Source organism: Allorhizobium paknamense, from assembly GCF_030815125.1.
GTDB lineage: Bacteria > Pseudomonadota > Alphaproteobacteria > Rhizobiales > Rhizobiaceae > Allorhizobium > Allorhizobium paknamense.
Window position 1 is genome coordinate 70,515 of record NZ_JAUSWH010000015.1, and the last position, 24,093, is coordinate 94,607.

General features: G+C 56.0%; 21 protein-coding genes. 16 read left to right on the forward strand and 5 right to left on the reverse strand.

Translation table 11 applies throughout. The features are described from left to right. Positions 1 to 169 precede the first annotated feature (169 nt). A complete protein-coding gene (locus QO005_RS19165; protein ID WP_307159664.1) occupies positions 170 to 2,623 on the reverse strand; it encodes a hypothetical protein in 2,454 nt (817 codons plus the stop codon). Between the two features lie 251 nt (positions 2,624 to 2,874). On the opposite strand from QO005_RS19165, the gene QO005_RS19170 reads away from it, so the two are divergent. The 7 genes from QO005_RS19170 (at position 2,875) to QO005_RS19200 (ending at position 11,073) form a co-directional block, all read left to right on the forward strand. Continuing rightward, a complete protein-coding gene (locus QO005_RS19170) occupies positions 2,875 to 3,681 on the forward strand; it encodes an RNA polymerase sigma factor (RefSeq protein ID WP_307159665.1) in 807 nt (268 codons plus the stop codon). Then, complete coding sequence (locus tag QO005_RS19175) at positions 3,674 to 4,234, forward strand: hypothetical protein (RefSeq protein WP_063947582.1); 561 nt, start codon at positions 3,674 to 3,676, stop codon at positions 4,232 to 4,234. Before QO005_RS19170 ends, QO005_RS19175 begins: the two co-directional genes overlap by 8 nt. A gap of 2 nt (positions 4,235 to 4,236) precedes the next feature. Next, positions 4,237 to 7,638, forward strand: coding sequence for a UvrD-helicase domain-containing protein (locus QO005_RS19180; protein WP_307159666.1), 3,402 nt, complete (start codon positions 4,237 to 4,239; stop codon positions 7,636 to 7,638). A gap of 79 nt (positions 7,639 to 7,717) precedes the next feature. Then, on the forward strand, positions 7,718 to 8,584 hold the full coding sequence (locus QO005_RS19185; protein WP_307159667.1) for a multiubiquitin domain-containing protein: 867 nt from the start codon (positions 7,718 to 7,720) through the stop codon (positions 8,582 to 8,584). Between the two features lies 1 nt (position 8,585). Beyond that, positions 8,586 to 9,983 (forward strand): ThiF family adenylyltransferase, encoded by a 1,398-nt coding sequence (locus QO005_RS19190; protein ID WP_307159668.1) that lies wholly within the window; start codon positions 8,586 to 8,588, stop codon positions 9,981 to 9,983. 4 nt (positions 9,984 to 9,987) lie between these two features. After that, positions 9,988 to 10,341, forward strand: coding sequence for a ubiquitination-like system serine protease family protein (locus QO005_RS19195; protein WP_077224608.1), 354 nt, complete (start codon positions 9,988 to 9,990; stop codon positions 10,339 to 10,341). Positions 10,342 to 10,356: 15 nt separating this feature from the next. Next, on the forward strand, positions 10,357 to 11,073 hold the full coding sequence (locus tag QO005_RS19200; RefSeq protein ID WP_307159669.1) for a hypothetical protein: 717 nt from the start codon (positions 10,357 to 10,359) through the stop codon (positions 11,071 to 11,073). A gap of 66 nt (positions 11,074 to 11,139) precedes the next feature. Here QO005_RS19200 and QO005_RS19205 read toward each other — a convergent pair whose 3' ends face one another. Both QO005_RS19205 and QO005_RS19210 read right to left on the reverse strand, forming a co-directional pair. Continuing rightward, positions 11,140 to 11,745, reverse strand: coding sequence for a hypothetical protein (locus tag QO005_RS19205; RefSeq protein ID WP_307159670.1), 606 nt, complete (start codon positions 11,743 to 11,745; stop codon positions 11,140 to 11,142). Positions 11,746 to 11,829: 84 nt separating this feature from the next. After that, the gene (locus tag QO005_RS19210) at positions 11,830 to 12,957 is read right to left on the reverse strand and encodes an RHE_PE00001 family protein (protein WP_307159671.1); all 1,128 of its coding nucleotides are present in this window, start codon (positions 12,955 to 12,957) and stop codon (positions 11,830 to 11,832) included. 66 nt (positions 12,958 to 13,023) lie between these two features. On the opposite strand from QO005_RS19210, the gene QO005_RS19215 reads away from it, so the two are divergent. The 3 genes from QO005_RS19215 to QO005_RS24295 are packed head-to-tail and all read left to right on the forward strand — an operon-like array spanning position 13,024 to position 16,418. Beyond that, entirely contained in the window at positions 13,024 to 14,676 is a 1,653-nt protein-coding gene (locus QO005_RS19215) for a TnsB C-terminal domain-containing protein (protein ID WP_307159672.1), read from the forward strand. Between the two features lie 6 nt (positions 14,677 to 14,682). Next, positions 14,683 to 15,561, forward strand: coding sequence for a TniB family NTP-binding protein (locus QO005_RS19220; RefSeq protein ID WP_081177303.1), 879 nt, complete (start codon positions 14,683 to 14,685; stop codon positions 15,559 to 15,561). A gap of 20 nt (positions 15,562 to 15,581) precedes the next feature. Next, complete coding sequence (locus QO005_RS24295) at positions 15,582 to 16,418, forward strand: TniQ family protein (protein ID WP_503128571.1); 837 nt, start codon at positions 15,582 to 15,584, stop codon at positions 16,416 to 16,418. A 114-nt stretch (positions 16,419 to 16,532) separates the two neighbouring features. On the opposite strand, the gene QO005_RS19230 is transcribed toward QO005_RS24295, so the two are convergent. Continuing rightward, positions 16,533 to 17,504, reverse strand: coding sequence for a malate dehydrogenase (locus QO005_RS19230; RefSeq protein WP_307159673.1), 972 nt, complete (start codon positions 17,502 to 17,504; stop codon positions 16,533 to 16,535). A gap of 30 nt (positions 17,505 to 17,534) precedes the next feature. Next, positions 17,535 to 18,296 (reverse strand): substrate-binding domain-containing protein, encoded by a 762-nt coding sequence (locus QO005_RS19235; protein ID WP_140831800.1) that lies wholly within the window; start codon positions 18,294 to 18,296, stop codon positions 17,535 to 17,537. 126 nt (positions 18,297 to 18,422) lie between these two features. Here QO005_RS19235 and QO005_RS19240 point away from each other — a divergent pair, with 126 nt between their 5' ends. The 6 genes from QO005_RS19240 (at position 18,423) to QO005_RS19265 (ending at position 24,021) form a co-directional block, all read left to right on the forward strand. Beyond that, positions 18,423 to 19,310, forward strand: a complete 888-nt coding sequence (locus QO005_RS19240) for a LysR family transcriptional regulator (RefSeq protein WP_081177384.1) — start codon at positions 18,423 to 18,425, stop codon at positions 19,308 to 19,310. Next, the gene (locus QO005_RS19245; RefSeq protein WP_081177383.1) at positions 19,307 to 19,933 is read left to right on the forward strand and encodes a uracil-DNA glycosylase family protein; all 627 of its coding nucleotides are present in this window, start codon (positions 19,307 to 19,309) and stop codon (positions 19,931 to 19,933) included. Before QO005_RS19240 ends, QO005_RS19245 begins: the two co-directional genes overlap by 4 nt. A 63-nt stretch (positions 19,934 to 19,996) precedes the next feature. Then, positions 19,997 to 21,139, forward strand: a complete 1,143-nt coding sequence (locus QO005_RS19250; protein WP_307159674.1) for a TDT family transporter — start codon at positions 19,997 to 19,999, stop codon at positions 21,137 to 21,139. A 65-nt stretch (positions 21,140 to 21,204) separates the two neighbouring features. Further along, positions 21,205 to 21,825 (forward strand): DsbA family protein, encoded by a 621-nt coding sequence (locus tag QO005_RS19255; protein WP_176218724.1) that lies wholly within the window; start codon positions 21,205 to 21,207, stop codon positions 21,823 to 21,825. A gap of 421 nt (positions 21,826 to 22,246) precedes the next feature. After that, positions 22,247 to 22,648, forward strand: a complete 402-nt coding sequence (locus QO005_RS19260) for a DUF305 domain-containing protein (RefSeq protein WP_075632868.1) — start codon at positions 22,247 to 22,249, stop codon at positions 22,646 to 22,648. Beyond that, positions 22,645 to 24,021, forward strand: a complete 1,377-nt coding sequence (locus QO005_RS19265; RefSeq protein ID WP_307159675.1) for a YncE family protein — start codon at positions 22,645 to 22,647, stop codon at positions 24,019 to 24,021. The genes QO005_RS19260 and QO005_RS19265 overlap by 4 nt, the downstream gene beginning before the upstream one ends. Positions 24,022 to 24,093: the final 72 nt, after the last annotated feature.

Below are 24,093 nucleotides of genomic sequence, written 5' to 3' on the forward strand. Positions count from 1 at the left end.
GCTTTCAGCCAGCTAACCACATGACGACTACTTTCTTTTTAAATACAGTCAAACATCGTGCCTCCTGATCGATGCATCTACAAGGAAACAAGACCCTAAGCTCTTGAAGGGATTCGAACACTCCGCGCCAAATTAATCGACCACCGCCGCTGGTAAGTGCTTGTTTTAGCTAACGACGGTCGTATTTCTGCTTTCCGGCGCTTGCTATAACTCGCTTACTCTCTACGTCAAATGTTTGTTGCAACTTATCCGCGAAACCCTCGCCGACGGGTATTTTTAAATCGAATAGTTCATTCTCGCGCTGCTCTTCACGCGCGAGATACGAGATGAACTCTTTGGTGCGTTCTAAACGAATTCTCACCCGTTCCGTCCGCTCTCTGCTCAGGAAAAGCTTATACTCTTCATTTGCGTATGCCGTTATACTGTTACAAACCTGTTCATCGTAATAATTGCAATCGGCAAATACAAGATCAAGATATGTGAAAGTGAATGCGAGCTCGTTAAGCATATACAAGCCATAATTGGTCGTTCGTACTTGATCAACACTTTCATCAAAATAGTCTAGACGGTTATTCGCCTCGACAAACCCATGTTGCAGAAGAATATCCATGCATTGCGCGAAATCCTCAGCCATCCGGAACGTTTCAACGAAGTAGGAACGCAGTTCGGCAATCGTCACAAAGTCGGACGAGCCTCCTCCAATATTTTTTGCAAGCCGTCGCAAAATTCGTAAACTCGTAAAATGCGAGGCTAGCCTGCTGTCGCGAGCTTGGAAAATGTTCGGAATATCGCTGAGCTGTTCGTCGTAGAAATAGCGCGTCGGCACCATGACTGGCTTGATTACTTGGTGGATTTGGAAATTCCACCGGCCGGCGTCAAGCATTTCCTGCACGTTAGTATAACCGGAGAGCAGAAATGATCGGAATAAATCCAGCGTAAGCCTTATGTCACCGTGTCCGCATGCCGTAAGAAAACTGTTGAGTGGGGATTCGGTATCACGGATCCCACTCGCAACGATCTCTAGATATTTGCAGCAATCATTTATAAGATCGGCATCCGTAGCAGCTGTTATCTCCGAGCGCCGCTTTTCGTTCCGCAATAGGCCGATCGTGTATTCAAGGCGCTTAAGGAAAACTGTTGAAGGCTTTGGGGAGCTGAGATGGAAACCGGAGTTTTGGAAGGCATCCAAGACGCCATGTATTTTCGAGTTGTGAAAGCGCTCCTCGCGCATAGAGATCAGCGTGATGCATGACAGGCTCCGCGCAATCTCTTGGGCGGTCGTAAAGCAAAAATCTTGAATTGGGCCACTGTACTGGTCAGTATTATCGATAACAACGACCACGCCCTTACCGGCTGCAGCGCTATTTTCAGCTAAACGGGTTGCACAATATTCAAGATCGTTTTTCCAAGCCGAAACAAGGGAGTTCAACCTGTCATTATATATTTCGCCGCCCCTCGGCAGGCCTGAAAGCTCCTGACGCGAAGCTGTTTCAAACCTGTCCGAAAACAGATCTCGCAACAAGACTTCGCGGGATGAGGACAGCGTCTGGTCAACATCGAGGTCGCGAACAAGACGACGCCATATTTCCGAATGTATCCGTGACTTGTCTTCGGGAACCTCTAACATGTCGACAACGGCAGTAACTCCGTTGTCTCTCAACCACCTTGGCGGCGTGTGCCTAAGTAATCTTCTAATGAAGGTCGATTTTCCGGCTCCCTTCCCTCCAAAGAGAACGAGAACCTCACCACCACGCGCATTTTTCAAATTCTTTGTGATGCGACCGCCGATTGACCCGCCTTTTCCGGTGTCGCTTAACTGCTCCACTCCATATTGCTCGAAATATGGAGTCAGGGAGTCCTTAATAACCGACCTCATTCCTGAAAGGACCTGATTGTAATTTCGATCAGATACATAGCACCGATCCATGAGCTCTGTCTGATCATCTGAAATGACGCCAAAGAGCCGGTTGACGATCGGCCGTAACGTTGAGGCAAGACGGTTAGACGAAATCGGGTGCGAGTACGGCAGTATCCGATCTTTGGCGATATAAACTTGACGATCCTTCGGTGGTGCGCTCGACAACGTACTGACGAGAGACGCATGCTCCGTAATGGCGATGAAGGAGAAAGCATTCGTTGCCTTGGTGCTTTCCTCTAAGAAGAACCTAAGGTCTCGTATAACGAAGGCCTTAAGCTCATCCCAACGTTTCCCTTTTTCGAAACATTTGAATGCAATCCACTCGTTCCCGTTTGTGATTGCCGCATACTCACACCCGACATCCATGCAGTACTCACGCACCTGCTGCATAGTCGATCTAATATTGGCATCGCTTTGAAGCTGTTTGATACCGAGATAGCAAAACAACTCTCCGGCTTTATGAGGGATTGGTAGTTCGAAGGCTTTTCCGATACGCTTTGCTTCGACCAGAAACATGAACTCGCCATTGGGGCGCGTTAAAACGTAGTCAGCAAATCCAGGCGCAATAAACTCTTCGACCTTTGTTCTTGCCCTCGGCCAACCAAGTATATCGTGCAAAACGGTGTCGATGACCTTGTGCCGGGTTTCCGCCTCGTTGGCCTCTTCTGTTTTAAGAATAGCTGCTAGATCAAGCAAATCGTGCATTTATGGGCCTATCAAACATCTGACGACCGAAGCTTGACACCAAAAGGATCGAGAGATCAACGAGGCCACAGAGTAATCCCGCGAATTATGATGTCGATTGCCACCTGCGCGCGTACGTGACTGGGTCCTACTTTGATAGCAAAACTCGTTTACAAACGCGCCTTCGAATTGGTCTCTCTACGATTACCACTTGCTTTTGTTATCACTCGGAAAAATGATACGTTCAACCTAAGCGAGCCAGGGATTCGTTTTTGATTGAGCCATTACGAAAATATCGCAAAGACGGTCGTCGCTACGAACGGCGAGCGGAAACGACCGCCGCCCTTTGCCTGCTTGACAGCTTGTCGTTAGAACAGCTGGTTCAGCGCGCTAAAGTTCGCGCAAAGACCGATCCCCTGTATCTCTCCTCGGAATGCCTCCTCCACCGTATTCGGAAATGTAAACAGCACAACTCCGATCGCCTCTTCGAGTCTCTCTTCCGCATTCTTATGGCGAGAGTGGAGAGCGCGGCGACGCTGCGCAGCGAAATCTATCGTCTTCCGAACGGAAAGATCGCAATCACAGCCTTCGGAACAAAGGTCCGAGATTATGTTGTCGATCGTTTCCTGGCTCGCCTTATTGCCGATCGCGATGGCTACGATGAGCGACTCGACTACTTCGAGGTCAATTTCTCCCACGCGATCGCCAGCTTGCGAGCAACAGCAAAAAAAAGAGCTGCAGACGAAGAAAATCGCTCACAGCGTCTCTCAACAAACGATGATGAAGAGGTATCCGCAGCGGTTGAAAAGGCTGCAGGAGCGTTTGATCCTTTTGAAGTATCAAAAATCGACGATGGAAATTACCGGTTCCGGCTTTTTGCAGCGATCAAGAAGTTACCTGAGAAAGAGCGCCATGTCGTTGCGTTGCTTTTTAAAGAATATCCAATCGAGTCAAACGACCCTAGCAAGCCCTCAATTTGCAAAATTGTGGGGTGCGTTGAGAAAACGGTAAGGAATCGACGTGACCGCGCCTTTGAAAAACTTAAGACAGCTCTATCAGAGGAAGAGATAGATGCCTGACCAACGCAAAGACAACGCCGAGGAAACACTTGCCGCGTTTGCCGTAGAACCATCTCACGACAAAGCCACGCTTGATCTCTATCTGAAGCAGCACCCAGAGCTGGCGAATGAACTGATCGATTTATCGCTCGAGTTGGAAATGGCTGATCCAACGGAAGAAGACGTTTTCGACACCGACAGTGCGATCGTCAATACCGCGTGGGCAGCGTTTATTGCCGGTGGCGCTACCGACGCGCCGATCACAGCTGCGTCGTTTACTCGTGAAGTTGCCCACAGTTTGGGCATAAAATCGTCTGCGCTGATGGGTCTCCGCGACAAGAAAGTTGAAATCCAGTCGCTGCCAATCGCCTTTTCCACACGCCTATCCAGAGCGCTTGCCACGTCTGTCGAGCGATTGGTGGATTACCTCGCAGGCCCGCAAGCTATGCCGGTTGGCGCTAGCTTCAAATCTGACGCGAAGCCAGAGCAGAAATCGAAGATTTCAATAGAACAGTTGCTCGCTGAATGTGGCCATACTCCTGAGCAGATTGCCAAGATCCTGCGGGAGGATTGAGCATGGATGCCGTCGAGCTGGCGCGACAACGAGCCCAAGAACTCAATAGAGCGGCGGTTCAGGCAGGAGTTGATGCTTGGAGCCCCTACGCATTGATCCAGCACGAAGCGGCGCGGAGGGGAATTGAGATTGATCGCGTCGCAAAAGGAAGTAGCGTTCTTAACGGAGCGCGCGCCCTCTATGATCCAAGCCTTCCGCTGATTATTCATGAGGAGACCGGGAGCGTCTTTGAGGACGCGTTTCTTGTGGCCCATGAACTTGGTCATGTGGAACTTGGCGACGCCACACTTCGCGACGAAGTCATTTCGATAGATCCGGCACGTGCTGCTGAGATGCCACCAATCGGCGCCGAGCGCGTTGAAGACTACAGCAGGCGCCAGCGTCGCGAGGTCCAAATGGATCTTTTCGCCCGAGAATTTCTCTTTCCCAGGACACTGGCTCGCGAAGCCCATATTTATGAAAAGGCAACTGCCGATGAGATTGCGGAACGGCTAGGCGCCTCCAAAGCAGTCGTGGCGCAACAGATGCTAGATGCTTTGTTGCTCCCCGAGCCGGTGATCGAAGCGGAAGAGCTGAGAGTCTCGCGCCCGCTCAACAAGCGGCAGAAGGAAGCAGCGGAACACTGGGGGCCAGCGTATCTTCTCGAGGCAGGCCCAGGAACAGGTAAAACGCAGACGCTGGTCGGTCGAATTCTTTGGCTCTTGGATAAAGGGATCGATCCTCGTGGAATCCTGGTCTTGACCTTCTCCAATAAGGCTGCTGGCGAACTGTTCGATCGCGTAGCACAAGTGAACCCTACCGCCGCAGCCGCCATCTGGATCGGCACGTTCCACGCATTCGGGCTAGATATTATTAGGCGCCATCATGACCGCCTCGGCCTGCCTGACGATCCTAAGATGATCGACAAGGCCGACGCCATTGAATTGCTTGAGGACGAGGCACCTCGGTTAAATCTGGTCCAATTCCGCAATATTAGTGATCCGACAGAGAATCTGGATAAAATATTGGCCGCCATCTCTCGGGCGAAGGACGAATTGGCGAGTCCTGCTGACTTCGACGGGCTTGCACAGGCGATGAAGTTGGCTGCGTCAACGCCTGACGAGGAAAAGGAAGCGGAGCGGCAGATTGAAGTCGCGAGCGTTTACCGGCGATATGAGGAGCTTAAGGCTGGATTGAAACGGCTAGACTTTGGTGACCTTGTAACCCTTCCAATTCAGCTTTTTAACGAAAATGAGGACGTTCGAGCCGCGATTGCCTCAACTTACGAGCACGTCTTGGTCGATGAATATCAGGACGTGAACCGAAGCAGTGTCGCCCTTTTGAAGAAGCTCAAGCCGGGTGGAACCAATCTTTGGGTGGTCGGCGACATAAAGCAATCGATTTACCGCTTCCGTGGGGCGTCCTCCATCAACATGGCGAAATTCGCAACGGGAGATTTCCCTGGTGCGAGTATCGGCCGGCTTGAGGTCAACTATCGCTCGACAGAGGAGATCGTGAGTGCCTTTTCAAATTTTGCGGTCAATATGAACGTTGCGCAAGGCCGCGATAGTTCACTCGAAGCACATCGAGGCTCCTCGGGTTGTCCCCCGGAGCACAGGCTGACCGTTTCAGCTGAAAATGAAACAGAAGCTGTAGCTGATGCCATCTCCGAAATGCAAAACCTCGGGATCTCTTACCGAGATCAAGCGGTTCTTTGCACCGGTAACGATCGCCTCGCAAAGATCGGTTCTGCATTGGAAACGTTGAATATCCCAGTGCTTTATCTCGGCAGTATCTTCGAGCGGGAGGAAGTCAAGGACCTCCTATCATTCCTATCACTTCTGGTAGATCGCAAACCGATGGGTCTCGTGCGCCTTGCGACCATGGACGACTTCGCGATGTCGCTTGAGGACGTTGGTGTTATCTTGGACGCCGTTAGCAAAGGGAAGGGACCGAGTCCTATCTGGACTTTTGGGGAACAAGATCTGCCGGACCTTTCCTTTGATGGGAGGAATGCGCTGGCGAAAGCGGCGCGTGCTCTTTCTGGCCTGCACGAGGCCTCGCAGCCATGGGAAGTGCTCGTCTCGCTTTTGCTTGATCGCACTCGAATAGCGGCCGCAATTGCTGAGACAGCGACAATCTCGTCCCGAGCACGCGGAATAGCGATCTGGCAACTTCTCAACTTTTGCCGCACACAGCCTAGTGGCAAAGGCTTGCCTATCAGACGGCTCCTCGATCGAGTGAGGCGCCTTGTTCGTCTTGCCGATGACCGAGATCTACGTCAGTTGCCAAATGCTGCGCAGGGACTCGACGCCGTGCGGCTAATGACCGTACATGGATCCAAGGGCCTTGAGTTTCGAGCGGTTCATTTTCCCGGAATCAGCACTGATAGTATTCCCCGATCACCAAACCATTTTCAGGGCATAGAATCGCCCGACGGTCTCGTTAAGGAAGTGCCGGGCAAGGCGGCGGCGGTTAGATCCGCTGCGCATCTCGATGAGCAGGAATGTCTATTCTATGTCGCCTTGTCTCGGGCAAGAGACCGGCTCTTTCTCTATTCGCCCACAAAGAAGGCAAATGGCCACAGCTGGTCAGTTTCACCGTTTGTAGCGCGACTGATACCTCCAATGGTTCAGCTACCAAAGAACCCAACAGTGCGACTTCCGACGAAGAGCGAGGAAGTTATCGATCTGCATTTCGACGGTACGCCGACGTTCAAAGATACTCAGCTGGCCATCTATGAGAAGTGTCCTCGTCGGTTCCTTTACACCTATGTGCTTCAGACGGGCGGCCGGCGAGTTGAGTCCACCTTTATGAAAATGCACGACGCGGTCCAAGACGTGGTTGATTGGATCACATCCTCTGACCCCGCAGCTGTTGTTATTTCCGAAGCCTCCGGTCGGTTGCAAGCCGCGATGACGGCTCACGGTCTCGACGAAAGCGGTTATGTCGATGATTATCTAGCGATCGCCCAAGGGTTGATCTCCAACCTGCTCGACAGCAGGCAAGGTCATTCACTCAAGGACAACGATGGGCTTTCAATTTCTGCTGGCACGATCAAGGTCGCCGTCCGCGTGGATGAGCTGCTTCAGACGGGCGATGGCAGGATCGTCGCTCGAAGAATACGGACGGGGCATGGAACAAAGGCTTCACAGTCAGATTTGGCGGCCAGCTCCTTTTTTATGGCGGTCCGAGACGCATTTCCGAATGCCACGGTCGAATTGATGAATCTCGCTGACGCCGTACCGATCAGGCTCGAATTCGACAAACTTGCCAGCCGTCGTCAGAAGATAGGCGAAGTTGTCGGCGGGGTTGCGAGCGGCCGCTTCCCTGCGAAGCCAAGTAATCGGACATGCCATCGATGCCCTGCCTTTTTCATCTGCGGCCCCGTACCTCCCGGCCCGCTTTCAAAAAAATCTGACTAAAATTACCGGTCTGCCATTTCCGCTCCGATTAACACTCCAGAGACGCATCGCAATCAAGCGAGCGCTCCTGGAGAAAAAAATGTCTGAAATTAACAACTCCGTGGGCTCTGGCAACAAGCCCTTCCATATTCGCTTCACCACTGACGGTATTTCGTATCGCGATGGCTCGATTGGTGATCCGGTCCCTGTGGGGAGCCAGCTCCTTTCGGCAGCCGGCGTCCGTGACGTGGAGAACTACAGCCTCTTCGCCATCCTCCCCAACGGTGAGTTCGAGGATATCCGCCTCGACGAAACCTTCGATCTTCGCGCAAAGGGCGTTGAAACGTTCGCCTACTTTGAGAGCGACCGTTCCTTCAATTTCACGATTGAAAGCCGCCAGATGTCCTGGGGCAAGAATCTGATCAGCGGCAAGGCACTTCGCAACCTGGCCGGTGTCGACGCTCGCTACAGCATCTATCTCGAAGTGCGCGGCGGTCATGATCGCCTGATCGAGGATCACGATCTGGTCGATCTGGCGGGCAAGGGCATCGAGCGCTTCATCACCGTGATCAGTGAAACCACGGAGGGCCTGGAGGCCCTCCCCTCCGCTGACCGTCGCTTTCTGGAAGCGCATGGACTGGCTTATGAGATCATCAACGATGGCGGTATCGGAGCGGTCGTGATCAAGGATTTTGCCCTTCCTCCGGGCAAGTTCGATCACGACAAGGTCGACGTGATGATCCAGCTTCCGGCGGGTTATCCCGATGCCAGCGTCGATATGTTCTACACGCTGCCCTGGATCAAGCTGAATGCGACAAACACGTACGCGGCGTGCGCGGATGTTCCGCAGCTTTTCGCCGGCGACAGCTGGCAGCGCTGGTCCCGACATGCGGAATGGCGCGCAGGCATCGATGGCATCCGCACCATGGTGACCCGAGCCCAGATGGCTTTCGAGAAGGCAAAGTGAAATGACGATGCTGGACATTACTCTTCTCGAGCAACATATGCAGATCCTCACGGGCCTGCTTCCGGACGCTACGTCTCCGGAAGCAGCTGCCTACATCCTGTTTGGATCGTCGGATATCGCTGAGGATCCTTGGTCGGGCGCCCCGCGTCACCGTCTCGTTTCACATCGGGTCATTGAGATTCCGGCAACAGACATGCTCAGCTCGTCCGGTGTGCATGTGACATGGAGCACCCGCAGCTTCATGCGGATGCTCGGCGACGCTGCGATCGCGGGCAAGATTCCCGCAATCTTTCACACCCATCCGGGCAGTCATGCATTTTTCTCCGATCAGGACGACGCCAACGAGCGAGAGCTTGCTCGGACGGCTCACCAGAAGGGCGCGAGAGGCCTTGTTAGTATCGTTCTTGGCGGAGACGGCTCAGTCTGCGGGCGAATCTGGCATAGCGCCGATGCTTACACCATGGCTGACGCTGTTCAGGTCGTCGGTGGACGATATCGGCGAGATCAACGTTATCTCGCTAAGAGCAGAGTCCATCACCACCTGGACCGTCAGCGCCGGCTGTTTGGGCAGAGCTTCAACGACAATCTCTCATCGTTACGCGTATGCGTCGTCGGGTGCGGCGGTACCGGTAGCCCGGTCTCGCTTCTGTTGGCTCGGCTTGGGGTTGGGCACATATTCCTCGTCGATAAGGACGTGATTGACGAGACAAACCTAAACCGGGTCCATGGAGCACGCCGCGACGATATCGGACGTCTGAAAGTCGAGGTCCTTAAGCGAGAGATCGAATTGATGGGCATCGGATGCCATGTTGAAATCGCGCAGGACTGGGTCAACGTTGCGCGGGTCCGAGATGCGCTCAAGGCATCCGACTTTGTCTTCGGATGCACCGACGACAACTCAGGACGAATTTTGATCAATCGCCTTGCCCATTTTTACGGTATCCCCGTCATCGACGTCGGCTTGCGCATGGTCGCAGCGGCTCAAGGGCACGGACATGATCTCAATGGACGGGTCACGACGGTAGTTCCGGGCCGCCCCTGTTTGATTTGCGGTGGTGTTGTGAACGCCATTCGCGCGCAGGAAGAAGAGCTCGAACGCAATCAGCCGGATGAATTCCAACGCCGTAAGGTCGAGGCCTACGTCGTTGGCGCCGGTGATCCCGCCCCCGCAGTCGTGACGTTTACGACCGAGATGGCATCTGTTGCCGTCGATGAAATGATTGCCGCGCTTACTGGATTTCACGGCGCTGATGGAATGATCCCAACCCGTGTCAGACGCTGGCATGTTCGCGATGATCGGTTTCTGGATATCAAGGCCCGAGAAGGTTGCCCGGTTTGCCAATCAGATGACTCGCGTGGTGCCGGCGATGTATCGCCCTTCCTCGATATGGCAGGGTGAGATCATGCGAAGAACGATAGCACTCACCCTCCGCTTCTTCGGGTTGCTCAAGTTTGACCGGCTTGCGGGGCTCTCGTCCAAATATCCGTCGACCGGCGAGTTGCCAGAAATGGATGTCGTCGTAGTTCGCGATGGCGACGTCGCAAAATGGGCGTGCCTGACGTGCCCCGGCGGTTGCGGTAAGATGATTGCACTTTCGCTTAACCCCACTCGACGGCCGAAATGGCAAGTAACATTGGATTTCTGGAACCGTCCGACGCTCAAACCATCGGTTCACCAGTTAAATGAATGTGGCTGCCACTTCTGGATCACAAAGGGCAAGATCGAATGGTGCCCCGGCGGGCGGCCCACCGCATAGAGAAGAGCGTTTCAAATGGATGAGCAAGTACCCCAAGTTGCGCGTTTTCCTTTTCGCGAACAGGCGCGGAAGCACCTTAAATCAGCTGAGGAGCTGCTCTGTGGTGAAGGGCAGCAACTCGTTTACGCCTGCCTCGAGCTTCGTCTAGCAATCGAGGCAATCGTGTATGAAACGCTCCAAGCCTACGAGAAAAATCTGAGCCCCGACGTTGCGGAGGCACATCAACATTGGCAACCCAACAAAGTCCTGGAACTCCTTTCCGCACACGACCGACTCGTCGATACGTCGCTTCGGGTTCAGGTCCGCGAAGTTGGCGAGAATGGCGCCCCCGTCGGTGGCCCCCCACTCTTCGATGGAATTGATCGACGCTTAACCGTCAACTGGGTGGAAAAGGCCCATCGATCTCACGGAAGTTTCCTTCATCAGCGAACCGTTTCCCAGCTCAAGAAAGGGAAGTCGATAGACGAAACTAAACTGAGGACTGAGGCGAACCGCATTCACATCCGGCTCAAGGAGGTTCTGGGATCTGAAGTCTACGGTATCCAATTTGCCGGCGGACTTCCGATTTGTTGCGAAACCTGCGGTTCTGATTTGGCCGCTACGATGGCTTCCCTGATTCTTGATGGGGTCGCCGATGTGAAGTGTGCAACCTGTAACGTCAGTCGCTTGGTGGAACTGGACAAGACAACCGGTGAGCTTAGATACGTCCATAAGATCACGGCCACCGGCTGAATCGTCGGCTGGCGCTGTCGGTGAGGTGTAGTATGCTTCCGGCTACGGTCGGCAAGTCCCTCGAAACTAAGCAGTGAGATTTGTGGCGGCTGGAACGTGATGGGGATCAATTTGCAATAACGCCAGAATGGCCGATTTCGCTGGTAGAAAAGCGTCATCATAGCTGAAAGCGTGCCAGTCGATCTCCTGCCGCGCACCTAACCGATCCTGATGCATCTTGTCACGGACGGATTTAATTCCCCGAACCTTGGCTTCGAGATCAAGGTTTCCGTTCGGGTCGGCAACCGCGACAAGAGAAGCAATCCAGTGGTTCGGAGCGATACGCGGGGCGTTGGCTCCGTTATTGCCGACATCCCTCAGGCGGAAGGCCGTTCCCAACCCTTCGCAGACGGAAAATGCGCCAACGCAGAACTCGAAGATCATCACGGTATAGTAGGGCTCAAATAGCACCGATGCGTTGCCTGCTCCTCGCGTCGCATGGGGCGTAATCAATCCAGCCTTCATCTCCATACCAACCAAAATGTGCTTTAGGTTGGAACGAAGCCGGCTGCGGACGTTAGCATCGAGAACGTTCGGTATGACCGTTACAAGCCATGCATCCCATTCAGTCGCAGTAGCGAGGGTATGAACGTAGCCGAATTGGCCAGTTTGATACGCGGAAAGATAGTACATTTAGCTCCGGCTCCATAGGACGTCTCTGGTCTACAGAGTGCCTTGTCGTACCAAAGAAAGGAAGCAAACTCATCGTCGTTTAACCTACATGACACCCCACGCCCGAAACCTCCCCCTCCCCGTCATCTCTCTGAGGCCGAGCTCCAAAACGATCCGCCGCGCCGCCTGCGGCGTGACCTCGAGCGTTTTCGCCACCATCCCGGCCGACACCAATGGTTTTGCCATGACAAGCTCGACCAGTTCCGGCAATTTGGACGACGTCCGCCGCCCCTCCAGCTTTCGGTCCATCATCGTCTTCGCAAGCGTCAGCCGGTCATGTTCCTTCATGCCGATCTCGGCGGCCGCCAAAATGCCGTGAGCGATGGCGAGCAGTCGCGTCTCCCGATCGCGATGCCGGCGCCGATCGACGGGTATGGTTTTCAGTCCGAGGTTGATGGCGGCGAGATGGGCGCCGGTGGTGACGCCGGTCTGGCGCAGGATGGAGGCGGCCAATAGCCGGCCGAGCCAGGGCGCATGCTGTAGGACGGAGAGTTCGTTCCAGGCATCAAGGGCGACGATGGCCTGCAGTACCGCAGGCAAGTTTTCGGCCTGGCGGAGTACGCCGCGCCATTCGTCGAGCCGGGCATCCTCGTCCCAGTCCAGATCATAGATCATCGGGTCCTTTTCGGGACGGCTGGTCGTCACATGGCCGCCGGCACGGCCGGGACGTTTTGCGCCCTCGATCGCGGCCTCTGACCGGGCGAGCACCGCATCGATGGCGGCATAGTCGAGGCCGGGCAGATTCTTGGCGTCGTCATTATCGCCCTCCCCTTCTCGATCGACGACGGGCGCTGGTCGCATGATGCCGATCGGCTCTGCTGCCTCGGCGCCGATCGCGCCGGCGTCCGTCGTTTGTCGCAAAACCCGGATACCCTCCGCGGACAGAGCCCAGTCGGCTGACTGGCCACTAATGCGCCGGCGGGTGCGCAGCACGTCGCGGGCGATTGTCAGTTCATGGGTGGGTGTGCGAATATCGCGTGTGGCATCGTGCAGGACCAGGTCCTCGAGATGGACAAGTTCGCCGTCGATCCACAGCGATGCGCAGGCATCGGCGAATTGGGTGCGCTCGAGGAAGCCGGTTCCGACCGGCGAACGGGCAACACGCTCGTCGAGGCGCGCCAGAGCAATACCAGTGTGGCTTTTACTTTGAGGTTTCAAACTGGAAATCGTCATTAGGCTGTTAGAGTTAGGCGTTATTGGTAGGAACGATTATCGCTAACGATTTCGATGAGGCCAGATGTGCCAAATCCATTTCAATATTGCCGATCGACACCTGCCCGTGAATCTACTGAAGCCGATTGGGCGGCTGCGCGCAGGCTCGCGGACCAACTGGATCGCATCCTGGAAGGATACGGTTCGCGCAAATCGGCCATTGACCGCGCTGCTGCGGAATTGAGGCTGTCGTCCCGACAAATATACAATCTCTTGGCCCGATATCGAACCGACAGAACGGTGACCGCGCTCCTGCCGCGCACATCCGGCCCCCGGCGAAAGCGGATTTCGGCGGACGTCGAAGCTATCGTTGCGAGAACTTTGCAGGAGCAGTGGCTCACCCTCGAAGCGCCGCCATTGGCTCCGGTCGTCGCCGAAATCCGCGCGCGCTGCGAGGAGGCAGGCCTGTCCCAGCCATCGTATGTCACTGTCGCGCGCAGGATCCCTGAATTGTTTTCAGCCGAAACGATCGCGAGGAAGCGCTCGGCCAATCCGAAACATTTGTTGCGGCTGAAGCCACGGCCTGGATACATCCATGCAACAAACCCATTGGATGTCTGCCAGATCGACCACACGCCGACGGATGTAAATTTCGTCGAGGTCATCGATGGGGCCGGGGTTTTCGTCGGGCGGGCGTATCTGACACTGGTGACCGACGTTGCCACCCGTGCCATCCTGGGCTTTTGCCTATCGCTGGAAAAACCCTCGGTGCTGTCGGTGGCGCTTTGCCTTGCGCAGGCGATTTGCCCCAAGGATGGCTGGCTCGCATCGCGCGATATTCGCCATGACTGGCCAATGTATGGAAGGCCCCGGCTGCTTGTGGCCGACTCGGCGATGGAGTTCAAGGGGCATGCTTTTCAGCGAGGCTGCGACGAATACGGGATCCGCATTCGATATCGGGATCGCGCTCGGGTTCACCACGGCGGCGTCGTGGAACGGCTTCTAGGAAAGCTGAACGGTGTGTTGGCAACATTACCGGGCACCACGAAACGTTCCGTGGCAGCTCGTGACGAATATCCTGCCGAACACCGTGCCCGCCTCTCATTTTCCGAATTGGAGCGGTGCGTGGTCCTGGCGATCCTGGATCATAATCGCCATCAAAATCCGAAAACGCTGAACATTCCCGTCAAGGAGTGGGAGCAGCGTGCGTCAGGCCACCCTCATATCATCGACGACCAGCACCATGTGCTGCTCTCCTTCTTGCCGGCCGGTCAGAGGCAATTGTCGCCTCAAGGGATCAGTCTGTTCGCGCTGCACTACTTTTCGAGTTGGATTGGCAGGCTGGTGCCGGAACGAGATCGGCTCAGTAAGCTCGAAGTGCGATACGATCCCCGCAATATAAGCCAGATCTTTGTTCGCGACCCCGAAACACAAGTGTTTCGGGCAGTGGAGCGGCGAGATGGCGTGGTCGCCAGTATCACACTGTGGGAGCATCGGGCCGAAAGGGCACGGAGGCGCGACTTGAGCGGCCGATCCAGCGTCGAGATCGTCTCGCTGCGCCGGGAAATGACCACGATTGCAAACACCGCCGGGCTTTCAAAGCGCCGGCTGCGCAATACGGCGCGGGGCATTTATGCCGCGCCCGCGGAAAAACGAATGGCTGAAACATCGGAATCAGTTCCGATACAAACGATCCAGCAAGAGCGGCCAAAGGCCCGACTACAGGTCGAAGACTGGTAGTCGGCTATGGAAGATCACCTCTTCGAACATGTTCGCCCCTATCTCGACCGCACCATTGAGGAGCGGATCGCGTATATCCGAGCTCCGAGGTGGATCGGGCATCAAGCTGCGATCGAAAGCCATCAGCGGCTATCGGATTTGTTGTCACGCCCTCCTTCACTGCGCACGCAAGGGCTGATGATTGTCGGGCCTTACGCCAATGGCAAGACGATGATCGTCGAACGATTTGCCGTGGATTGCCTGAAGGCCTCCGCAGACCAGAAGGTCTGGATCGTCCAGACCCGGGAAGGTGCAGGACTTGGCCATTTTTACGCCAGCATTCTCCACGCGCTCAACGCGCCGGGCGGCGATGTGTGGACTGTCGGACGCAAAGCGGAGCAGCTCGACCATCTCCTTGCGGCGCTCAGGCCGAAGGTCCTAATCTTTGACGAATTCCACAACGCGCTTAGGGGCCGGCCGCGTGACGTTGAAGCAGTCTTCGCATTTCTGCGTCGCATTGGTCGGCAATACGATATCTCGCCGGTTCTGGTCGGAGAGGTCACGGTTTACGACTACATATGTGCAACCAGCGAGATGGCGAGTCGGTTCGAACTCTTTCCGATTCCGCGCTGGTCGTACGATGAGGCCTACCTGTCATTGTTGGACAGTCTCGAGGCCGCCTTGCCCCTCGCACGCAGCTCGGATCTGTCGGCGGAGCGAAAGGCCCGACACATTCTTGGTCTTTCCGAGGGGCTGATCGGAGAGATCGTCGCGATCCTGACCAAGGCCGCGATTGCAGCAATCCAGGAGGGAGACCAACGTATCACCAGATCCTCCATCGACAACCTGCGGTACATTCCGCTGTCCAAAAGACGGCATGGGCCCATTCGTGAGGCGCTTCTTTGAGCCTGCTTGGGCCGTCACTGATGGTGGTCATTCCGCAGGAGCGCTACCGGGACGTTGTGTATGAACGGTGGCCGGTTAAAGTAGAACCACACGCCGACGAACTCCTGTCGAGCTGGTTACATCGGATCGCTTCTGCCAATGGCGTAGCACCGCGAAATTTTGCGCGCGTTCTTGGACTGCGCCACAGAATGTGGTCTGCCAGGTTCGATTTAAAACTTCAGGACGATGTCTTGGACCAGCTCTCGGAGGGATCTGGAATTCCGAGAGACCGATTGTCGTCAATGGCCTTGCAGCCATGTGATTACAGACACATGCCGCTACCACTGGTCATCAAAGCCCGTCGTGCTGCTTCGACGTGGCTGCAATTCTGTCCTGCGTGCCTCGATTCTGATCAGCCCCCATATTTTCGGAGGCGATGGCGACACTCGACTAGAATCTCCTGCTTTATCCACGGGTGCGGATTACGCGACCGTTGCCCATCGTGCCACCGCGGAATTACTGCCTTCGCTCAGCCACGGCTTGTCGGCCAGCATGTCTGCACCTCTTGCGCTTATGACCTGCGGCGGGCATCCAAGGTGCCGGTGACCATTGAAGCGCAATACTTTGAACAGATAATCAATCGTTCTATCGGTACAGTGGCGAACATCCTGGCGACGAACAATCCGCCGAAATGGCCTTGGCGACAAGATTTGATCGCAGTTCTACCGACTATGTCGGTTTCCAGCCGGATACGCTTGTTCGAGCGCTTCATCCCCGACGACGCCTATCTGGATGAGGGCTTCGTCCTTCCCATTCGGCGGTCGAAGCGGATTATGAAAGATAAAATTGAACCAGCCCGTCAAGCTGCAGCTCGCTGATCGTCGTGGCGGCATTCGCCTCTTCGGAGGCTGGCGCCTATTCTCAGAAATTTTGCGGAGAACAGGCGTGCAATCTCCGCACAGGTTCTGTGCCAGCCTTCCCATCCCACCGTATCAGGATAAGGCGTCGCGCTCTCCGACAAGCTCTTCTATCGTTTTGTCCAGCTTACTCTTCTGAAACCCATCCAGATCGAGACCTTCAACGACGCTATAATCATCGTCCTCGCACATCACAGGTACGCCACACACCAGACCCTCCGGTATGCCATACTGCCCCTGCGATATAACAGCCATCGATGTCCAGCGCCCATCCGTGCCATGCATCCAATCACGCATCTGATCGATCGCTGCATTGGCGGCGGATGCCGCGGACGACGCGCCGCGCGCCTCTATGATGGCGGTGCCACGCCTTGCGATCTCAGGGATCAGCACCTCCTTGTACCAATGGTCGTCGGCGATGGTCTCGGATAAGGGCCTTCCGGCAGCCGTTGCATAGGTCCAGTCGGCAAACATGGTCGGCGAGTGATTGCCCCACACAACGAGCTTGTCGATGTCGCCGACGCCACAGGCGGCCTTGCGCGCCAGTTGGGTCAACGCCCTGTTGTGATCAAGCCGGATCATCGAGCTGACCTGCCTTGGGTTAAAGTCCGGAGCATTGGCGATCAGGATGGAAGCGTTGGTGTTGGCAGGGTTGCCAACCACCAAAATTTTGGCCCGGCGTCCGGCGACTTCGTTGATCGCCCTGCCCTGCACCTTGAAGATCTCTGCATTCGCAGCAAGCAGGTCCCGCCGTTCCATACCCTTTGATCGCGGTCTGGAGCCGACGAGGAACGCCGCATCGACACCTTCGAACGCCTGGCGGGGATCATCCGTCATGACGATGTTGTGCAGCAGCGGAAAGGCGCAGTCTTCCAGCTCCATGACAACGCCGCGTACGGCGTCCTGGGCTTGAGGCAGATCGAGAAGTCGAAGTTCGATCGGCTGCGACTTGCCATAAAGGTCACCATTCGCCAGCCGAAACAGCAGGGAATAGCAGATCTGGCCGGCAGCACCGGTCACAGCGATCTTTTTGGGAGTGGATTGCATTGTCGTTATCTTTCCTGAGACGGTATAGGGTTATTTCGAGGGCGTGGTCCAGCCGGCCTTGGCAAAGATCGCCTTGGCCTCAGGGCCCTGAAGGAATTGCGAAAACGCTTTGGCGTCGGCATTCTTGCCTCCGCGCTCAGTCAGCACGATCCCGGTGTCTCGATAGATGCGATAGTCCGGTTCGACCTCGACGACATCTGCGAGTTTTGGATTGGCGACCTGCCAGATGTTCCAAATGATCCACGCGTCGTAAGACTTGTCCTCGGTCCAGGCTTTTTTGGCTTCGGCACTGTTGGCGGCAAACGTCTTGATATTGGCGCGAAGAGCTTTCACCTTTTCAATGTCGCCGGTTCGTCCGGCCATGTCTTCCCAAAGACCGTTCTGCCCGGCACCATTGACGACAAGCACTTTGTGGCCGGGCTTGAACAGATCAGCGAGGCCGGTGATCTTCTCCGGGTTCCCCGGACGCACCAGGATAGCGGATGGGCGCAGGTAGAGCGGCACGACATCAGCGTCCTTGATCTGGCCGTCCATCGCCTTCACGAAATCCGACATCATCGTCTCGGAGCCGCTGAAGATCAGGTCGGCATTGTCTTTAGCCTTGCCGATCCATTGCGGCGTCGGGCCGGCGGTAACGATAACCTTGTTGTCGGAGCTTTTCTCGAAGGCGGCTGCCGCCTCCTTCATGGCAGGGAGTGGTCCACCGGGACCATAGACGTGGATATCGGCGGCAAGCGTTGGTGCTGTCGTGGCGACAAGAATCGCCGCGCCGGTGATGATGGATTTCAGCATGGTATTTCCTCCGTGTCTGGTAGGAGAAAACTAGCGCCATTCTGCATCAGTTCCATCGCATAATTTTGCTACGAACATTCGGAAAAATCGATTATAACTCGGAGCAGATTCAAGGTTGCTATCTTCATGACCCTCGACCAGTTGCGCATCTTCGCCGAAGTCGCCCGCCAACAGCACATCACCAAGGCTGCCAAAGCGATGAACATGACGCAGTCGGCCGTCAGTGCTGCGGTCATCGCGCTTGAGGAACGGCACGGCGTGGCTTTGTTCGACCGGATCGGTCGTTCTATCGTCCTAAACCAAACCGGAACGATCTTTCTCGAGCATGCACTTCAGGTCTTGGCTGAAGCGAAAGCCGCCGAGTCTGCGCTAAGCGACCTTGCCGGACTTTTGCGCGGGGAATTGTCTGTTATGGCGAGCCAGACTGTTGGCGCCTATTGGCTGCCCTCCAGGCTTGCGACTTTCCACGCACGCTATCCTGGTCTCGGTCTCGACGTCAGGATCGGCAATACCGAGGCGGTAGGCGACGCGGTTGAGGCAGGGCGGGTTGAGCTCGGCGTTGTAGAGGGCGCGGTCGACAGACCGGCCTTGTTGTCGCGCATGATCGCCACGGATGAGATGATCCTCGTCGTGTCGCCAACTCATCCATGGGCCAAAGGCAAAAAGCTCGGAAAGGCCGATTTTGAAGACGCGACATGGGTTCTTCGCGAGCCCGGATCGGGAACACGGCTCGCCTTCGAGACGATGATGACGAAAGAGAAATTGAAGCTGCAGGCGTTGAACGTTGCAATTGTCCTGCCCGGAAACGAGGCCGTGCTCGGCGCAGTCGAGGCCGGCATGGGGGCAACACTGACATCGCGAAGTGCTGCCCAGACCGAACTCAACAGCGGCCTGCTGGTCGAGGCCAATGCTTCTCCGCTTCCGCGCCCATTCTTCCTCCTCCGGCATAAGGAGCGGTATCGCTCCAAGGCGGCCGATGCGTTCGAAGCCCTGTTGTCGGAACAGGCACGATGACCTATCGCGGACCTGATACGCTCTGGCACGAGCATCGACGCGAGGAGCGGTTGGCCGCGCTTGACAGCGCGCATATGCAGCCATTGAACGCCTTCCGGGAGCACCTTCAGCTTAACTCCGACCGGGATATGCCGAACTTCGATCCATACGATGGCGGTATCAGCGCAAGACTGCTGATCCTTTTGGAGACGCCTGGACCAAGTCCGGTCGAACGCGGCCGGCGTTTCGTTTCGATCGATAACCCGACCGGCACGGCGAAGAACCTGCGCACGGCGCTGACTGGCGCAGGGATATCGCGCCGAGACATCGTTCTGTGGAATACGGTCCCGTGGGTCCGCGCAACCCGAGGCTCGATCGTGGCCAGCGAGCGGCGCGAGGGCATCATGGGACTTGCAGGCCTTCTGCCGCTGCTGCCGAACCTACGTGTCGCCATCCTGGCGGGCGCGGTGGCGAGCGGTGCTGAAGGGGTACTGGTGGATGCCGGCATTGAGGTGATCCTCTGCCCCCATCCGAGCCCGACGCTGATCAATACCTCGCCGACGCTGCGCGACCGCCTTCACGCGGTTTTCGAAGCTGCCGCCGCAAAACTCGATCAATCGAAAACGGCGATCGAAATATCCTGAACTATGCGTTGGAACTGATCGATGTACCCCCGTATTTTCTCCTCAACGATCAGGAGAAATTCGATGCACAAGGTTGTTGCCTTCAAGAGGCCGGTCACGCCAGCCCAGGACGTTCCCATGCAGGGCTATGTCATACGGAACTTTACGCCAAATTGGTTCGCGACCACGATGGGCACCGGCATTCTTTCGGTCGCTCTCGCACAATTTCCTGGGCATCCGTGGCTTTTCGCGATCGGTCAGGCGCTTTGGCTCTTCAATATCCTGTTGTTTGCCACCTGCACAACGCTCTACACGGCACGCTGGCTGCTCTATTTTCATGAGGCAAGCCGCGTCTTCTCGCATTCTGTCGTGTCGATGTTTTTTGGCTGCATCCCGATGGGACTGGCCACCATCATCAATGGCTTTCTGATCTACGGCATCCCGCATATCGGCGACACGGCGGTGGCAATCGCAACGACGCTCTGGTGGATCGACGTCACACTGTCGCTGGCCTGCGGTCTTGCAATCCCGTTCATGATGTTTACGCGCCAATCGCACTCGATCGACCAAATGACGGCGGTCTGGCTGCTGCCGATCGTGGCGAGCGAGGTGGCGGCCGTCAGCGGTGGCCTGCTTTTGCCCCACATCGCCGACGCTCAAACGCAGTTGACGGTGCTGATGACCAGCCTGGTCCTATGGGCCTGCTCGGTTCCGCTGGCCATGAGCGTGCTCGTGATCCTTTTCCTGCGCATGGCGGTCCACAAGCTTCCGCATGTCAACATGGCCGCCTCGAGTTGGCTGGCTCTCGGCCCGATCGGAACCGGTGCCCTTGGTCTTCTCGTCATGAGCCAGACCGGACCCGCCGTGTTGTCGGCGAATGGATTGGCGAGCGTTGCTCCGGCCTTCGGTGGCGCCAGCTTCCTCGGCGCGATCCTCCTGTGGGGCTACGGCATCTGGTGGCTGGCGACTGCTGTCCTGATCACCCTGCGCTACCTTCGCGAGGGCCTGCCATTCAATATCGGCTGGTGGGGCTATACCTTCCCGCTTGGCGTGTTTGCCGTCGCCACTCTTCGTCTCTCAACGATGGTGCCGATGTCGTCTATCGCAATCTTTGGCGCGGTTCTTGTTATTGCGCTTGTCTGCATGTGGCTGCTGGTCGCGGCCAAGACGATCAAGGGCACTCTTGACCGCTCGCTCTTCGTCTCGCCCTGCCTCAAGGCCGACTGATGATCGAAACACTCCGGCATTGCTCATGCCGGAGTGTTTTTTCTCGTAACCGAACAGGAGAAGACATGACGTTTCGTATGATGGCCGTGATCGTCGGCATTGCTTTGGGATGCGTGACATCGGCCAAGGCCGAACCCTTGCAGGATTTGATGAACCCGGCCGTATTCCAAGACAGCTTCGTTGGCGAGAAGACCGCTCCAGTGACGCTGGTCGTCTATTCCTCCCCAACCTGCAGCCACTGCATCGACTTCCATGAACGAGACCTGCCGAAACTGCAGGATACATATGTCGCATCGGGTAAGTTGAAGATCGCGTACCGGCCCTTCGTGCGAAACTCGGTGGATGCCGTTATCTTCATGCTGGCGAATGCGCGGGGCCGAGACAAATTCGACGAGACGGTATCGTCCTTCATGACGAAATTCGATGAGATTGCCGGCGCCGCCAATGCCGAGGATGCATTGCGCGAGATCGCCGCTAGCATGGGCATCAACCGCGCGGGTTTCGATCGCGCTGTCGCCGATCAGGCCTATCTCGACAAGCTCAATGCTGCGACGACCGAAGCGAACAAAAAATTCGGCGTGGCCGGCACGCCATCGTTTTTCGTCAACGGCCAACAGGTTCGGATTGAAATGAGTTTCAACGAGGTCGCTAAAGCAGTCATGAAAGCCACCGCCAGCCTGGAGTGAAACCAAAATCTGAGAGTGGCGGAATTCTCTGAGGGAAGTTTTCCTACGATCGACCAGGCTGGTTTTCCTCTGAAAAGACGGACGACTGGGCGCCGTCGTCGAACGGCTTAGAATGTCTGCTTTTTCGCCCTGTTCCAACCGGCCGTTCATTCTCCATACCGCAATCCGCTGCGGGTATCGCCCTCAGACATCGTTCACATGCAGATTAGATGCAACGCGCGTGATCCTCTTGGCGGCATATGAGCAAGCAGTATTTGGGCACGCTTCGAGTCAAGATCCGCCTTCCATAATTCTTAGCGCAGACCGGCATAGTGCCGCGCGTGCCAACCGCTCACGCCGACGTGAGGACAAATACGGATGAGCAATGGAATAAACGGCGACCCACAGCGTTCTTATCCACTCAAGCCAAAAGGATTCCGCCATGCGCGTCTACAGTTTCATACTTGTTGCCAGTTTTGTCTTTGTGGGAAGTGCATCTGCTGAGCAGTCCCACGACCACCATCCGGCAATGAGCATGGAAGATAGCGGCACTTCCACTGCGTTCTCCAAAAGCATGAAGGTCGCCATGGACAAAATGCATGCCGGCATGATGGCGGTACCTGAAACAGGCAATCCAGACCACGATTTTCTGGCGCAGATGATCCCACATCACCAGGGCGCCATCGACATGGCCAAGGCTGTGTTGCTCACCACCAAAGATCCGCAGATCCGAAACCTCGCCCAGTCGATCATCACAGAGCAGGCTTACGAAATTCAGTTGATGAATTCGATGCTCACACAACAGCGCGGCTCCGTCGCCGCCAACCCGGAGACTTCGAAATGAAACGTTCCGCAGCCCTGCTGATCGCCCTGATGGCGAGCACCCCAGCCTTTGCCCTGCCCGAATCCAAGGACCGGGTCTATGCTGCTGACCAGAACAGCAACACCGTATCTGTCATCGATCCATCGACCAACACGCTTCTCGGCCTGATCAAGCTCGGCGACCCACGCCCGAATGTCTTGAGCCCGCTCTACAAGGGTGAGGTCAACGTCCACGGCCTTGGCTTCTCGCCGGATCACCGCACTATCGTCGCCGTCTCGACAGTGACCAATTCCGTGACCTTCATCGATACCGAGACAAACAAGATCAAAGGCGCCGCCTATATCGGCCGCAACCCGCACGAGGCCTTCTTCACGCCGGATGGCAAACACGTCTGGGCAACAGTGCGGGGCGAGGATTACCTTTCGGTCATCGATGCGAAGACATTCAAGGAGACCGATCGCATCAAGACCGAAAGCGGTCCCGGCATGACGATCTTTACGCCAGACGGCAAGCGCGCCTTTGTGGCCAACAGCTTCAATCCGGTCGTTCAGGTGTTCGATGTAGCGTCGAAAAAGCTGCTTGCATCCATTCCGGTGGTCTCGCCATTCTCGCCTTTCATTCAGGTGACGCCAGATGGAAAGGAAGCTTGGCTAACCCACAAGGATGTCGGCAAGGTGACGCGGATTGATACCAAGACATTGAAAGTCAAGGGCGTGATCGATAGCGGTCCGATCACCAACCATCTGGCGTTCGCCAAAACATCCACCGGAACATTGGCTTATGTGACCATCGGCGGCGAGAACGTCGTAAAAGTCTACACGCTAGACGACGAGGCCAAGCTGATAGCCACCATTCCCGTCGGCGCCCTGCCGCACGGTGTCTGGGGTTCTGGCGACGGCAGCCGCGTCTTTGTTGGCCTTGAAAACGGCGACGCGGTGGACGTGATCGACACGCAGAAGAATGAGAAGATCGCCCATATCCCCTCAGGCCAGGCCCCACAAGCGCTGATCTACGTTCCGGATGCGGTCCCGACAGGCGATGGCCGCCAAAACCTTGAACCACGCAAGGACATGCCGGAGAACATCACACTTATGCTGAAGCCTGCCGCAGATGCGCAAGGGGGCGGCATGGTCGTCTCGCGCAATCTTGGCCTGATCGATATCGTAGATCTCAGCGTATCGAAATTGAAGCCGGACACGGCTTATGCGCTGTTGTTCGAAGGTCAGCCGGAACCGATCGTGGCGTTCAAGACGGATGCCAAAGGTGCCGCGATGGCATCGGCCACCAGTCCGACCCGCTCCATCGTTAAACCGGGCGAAGCCTCCAAGACACCTAAGGTTATCCTCGTTGAGGGAACAGAACCGTCAGCAACTACGGTCTTGCAGAGCAACTAACAGTTTGGCTGCCTGTTAAAGGCAACCCCGAAACAAGTTGACTGCGGCGTTCGTACAATGCCGCAGTCATTT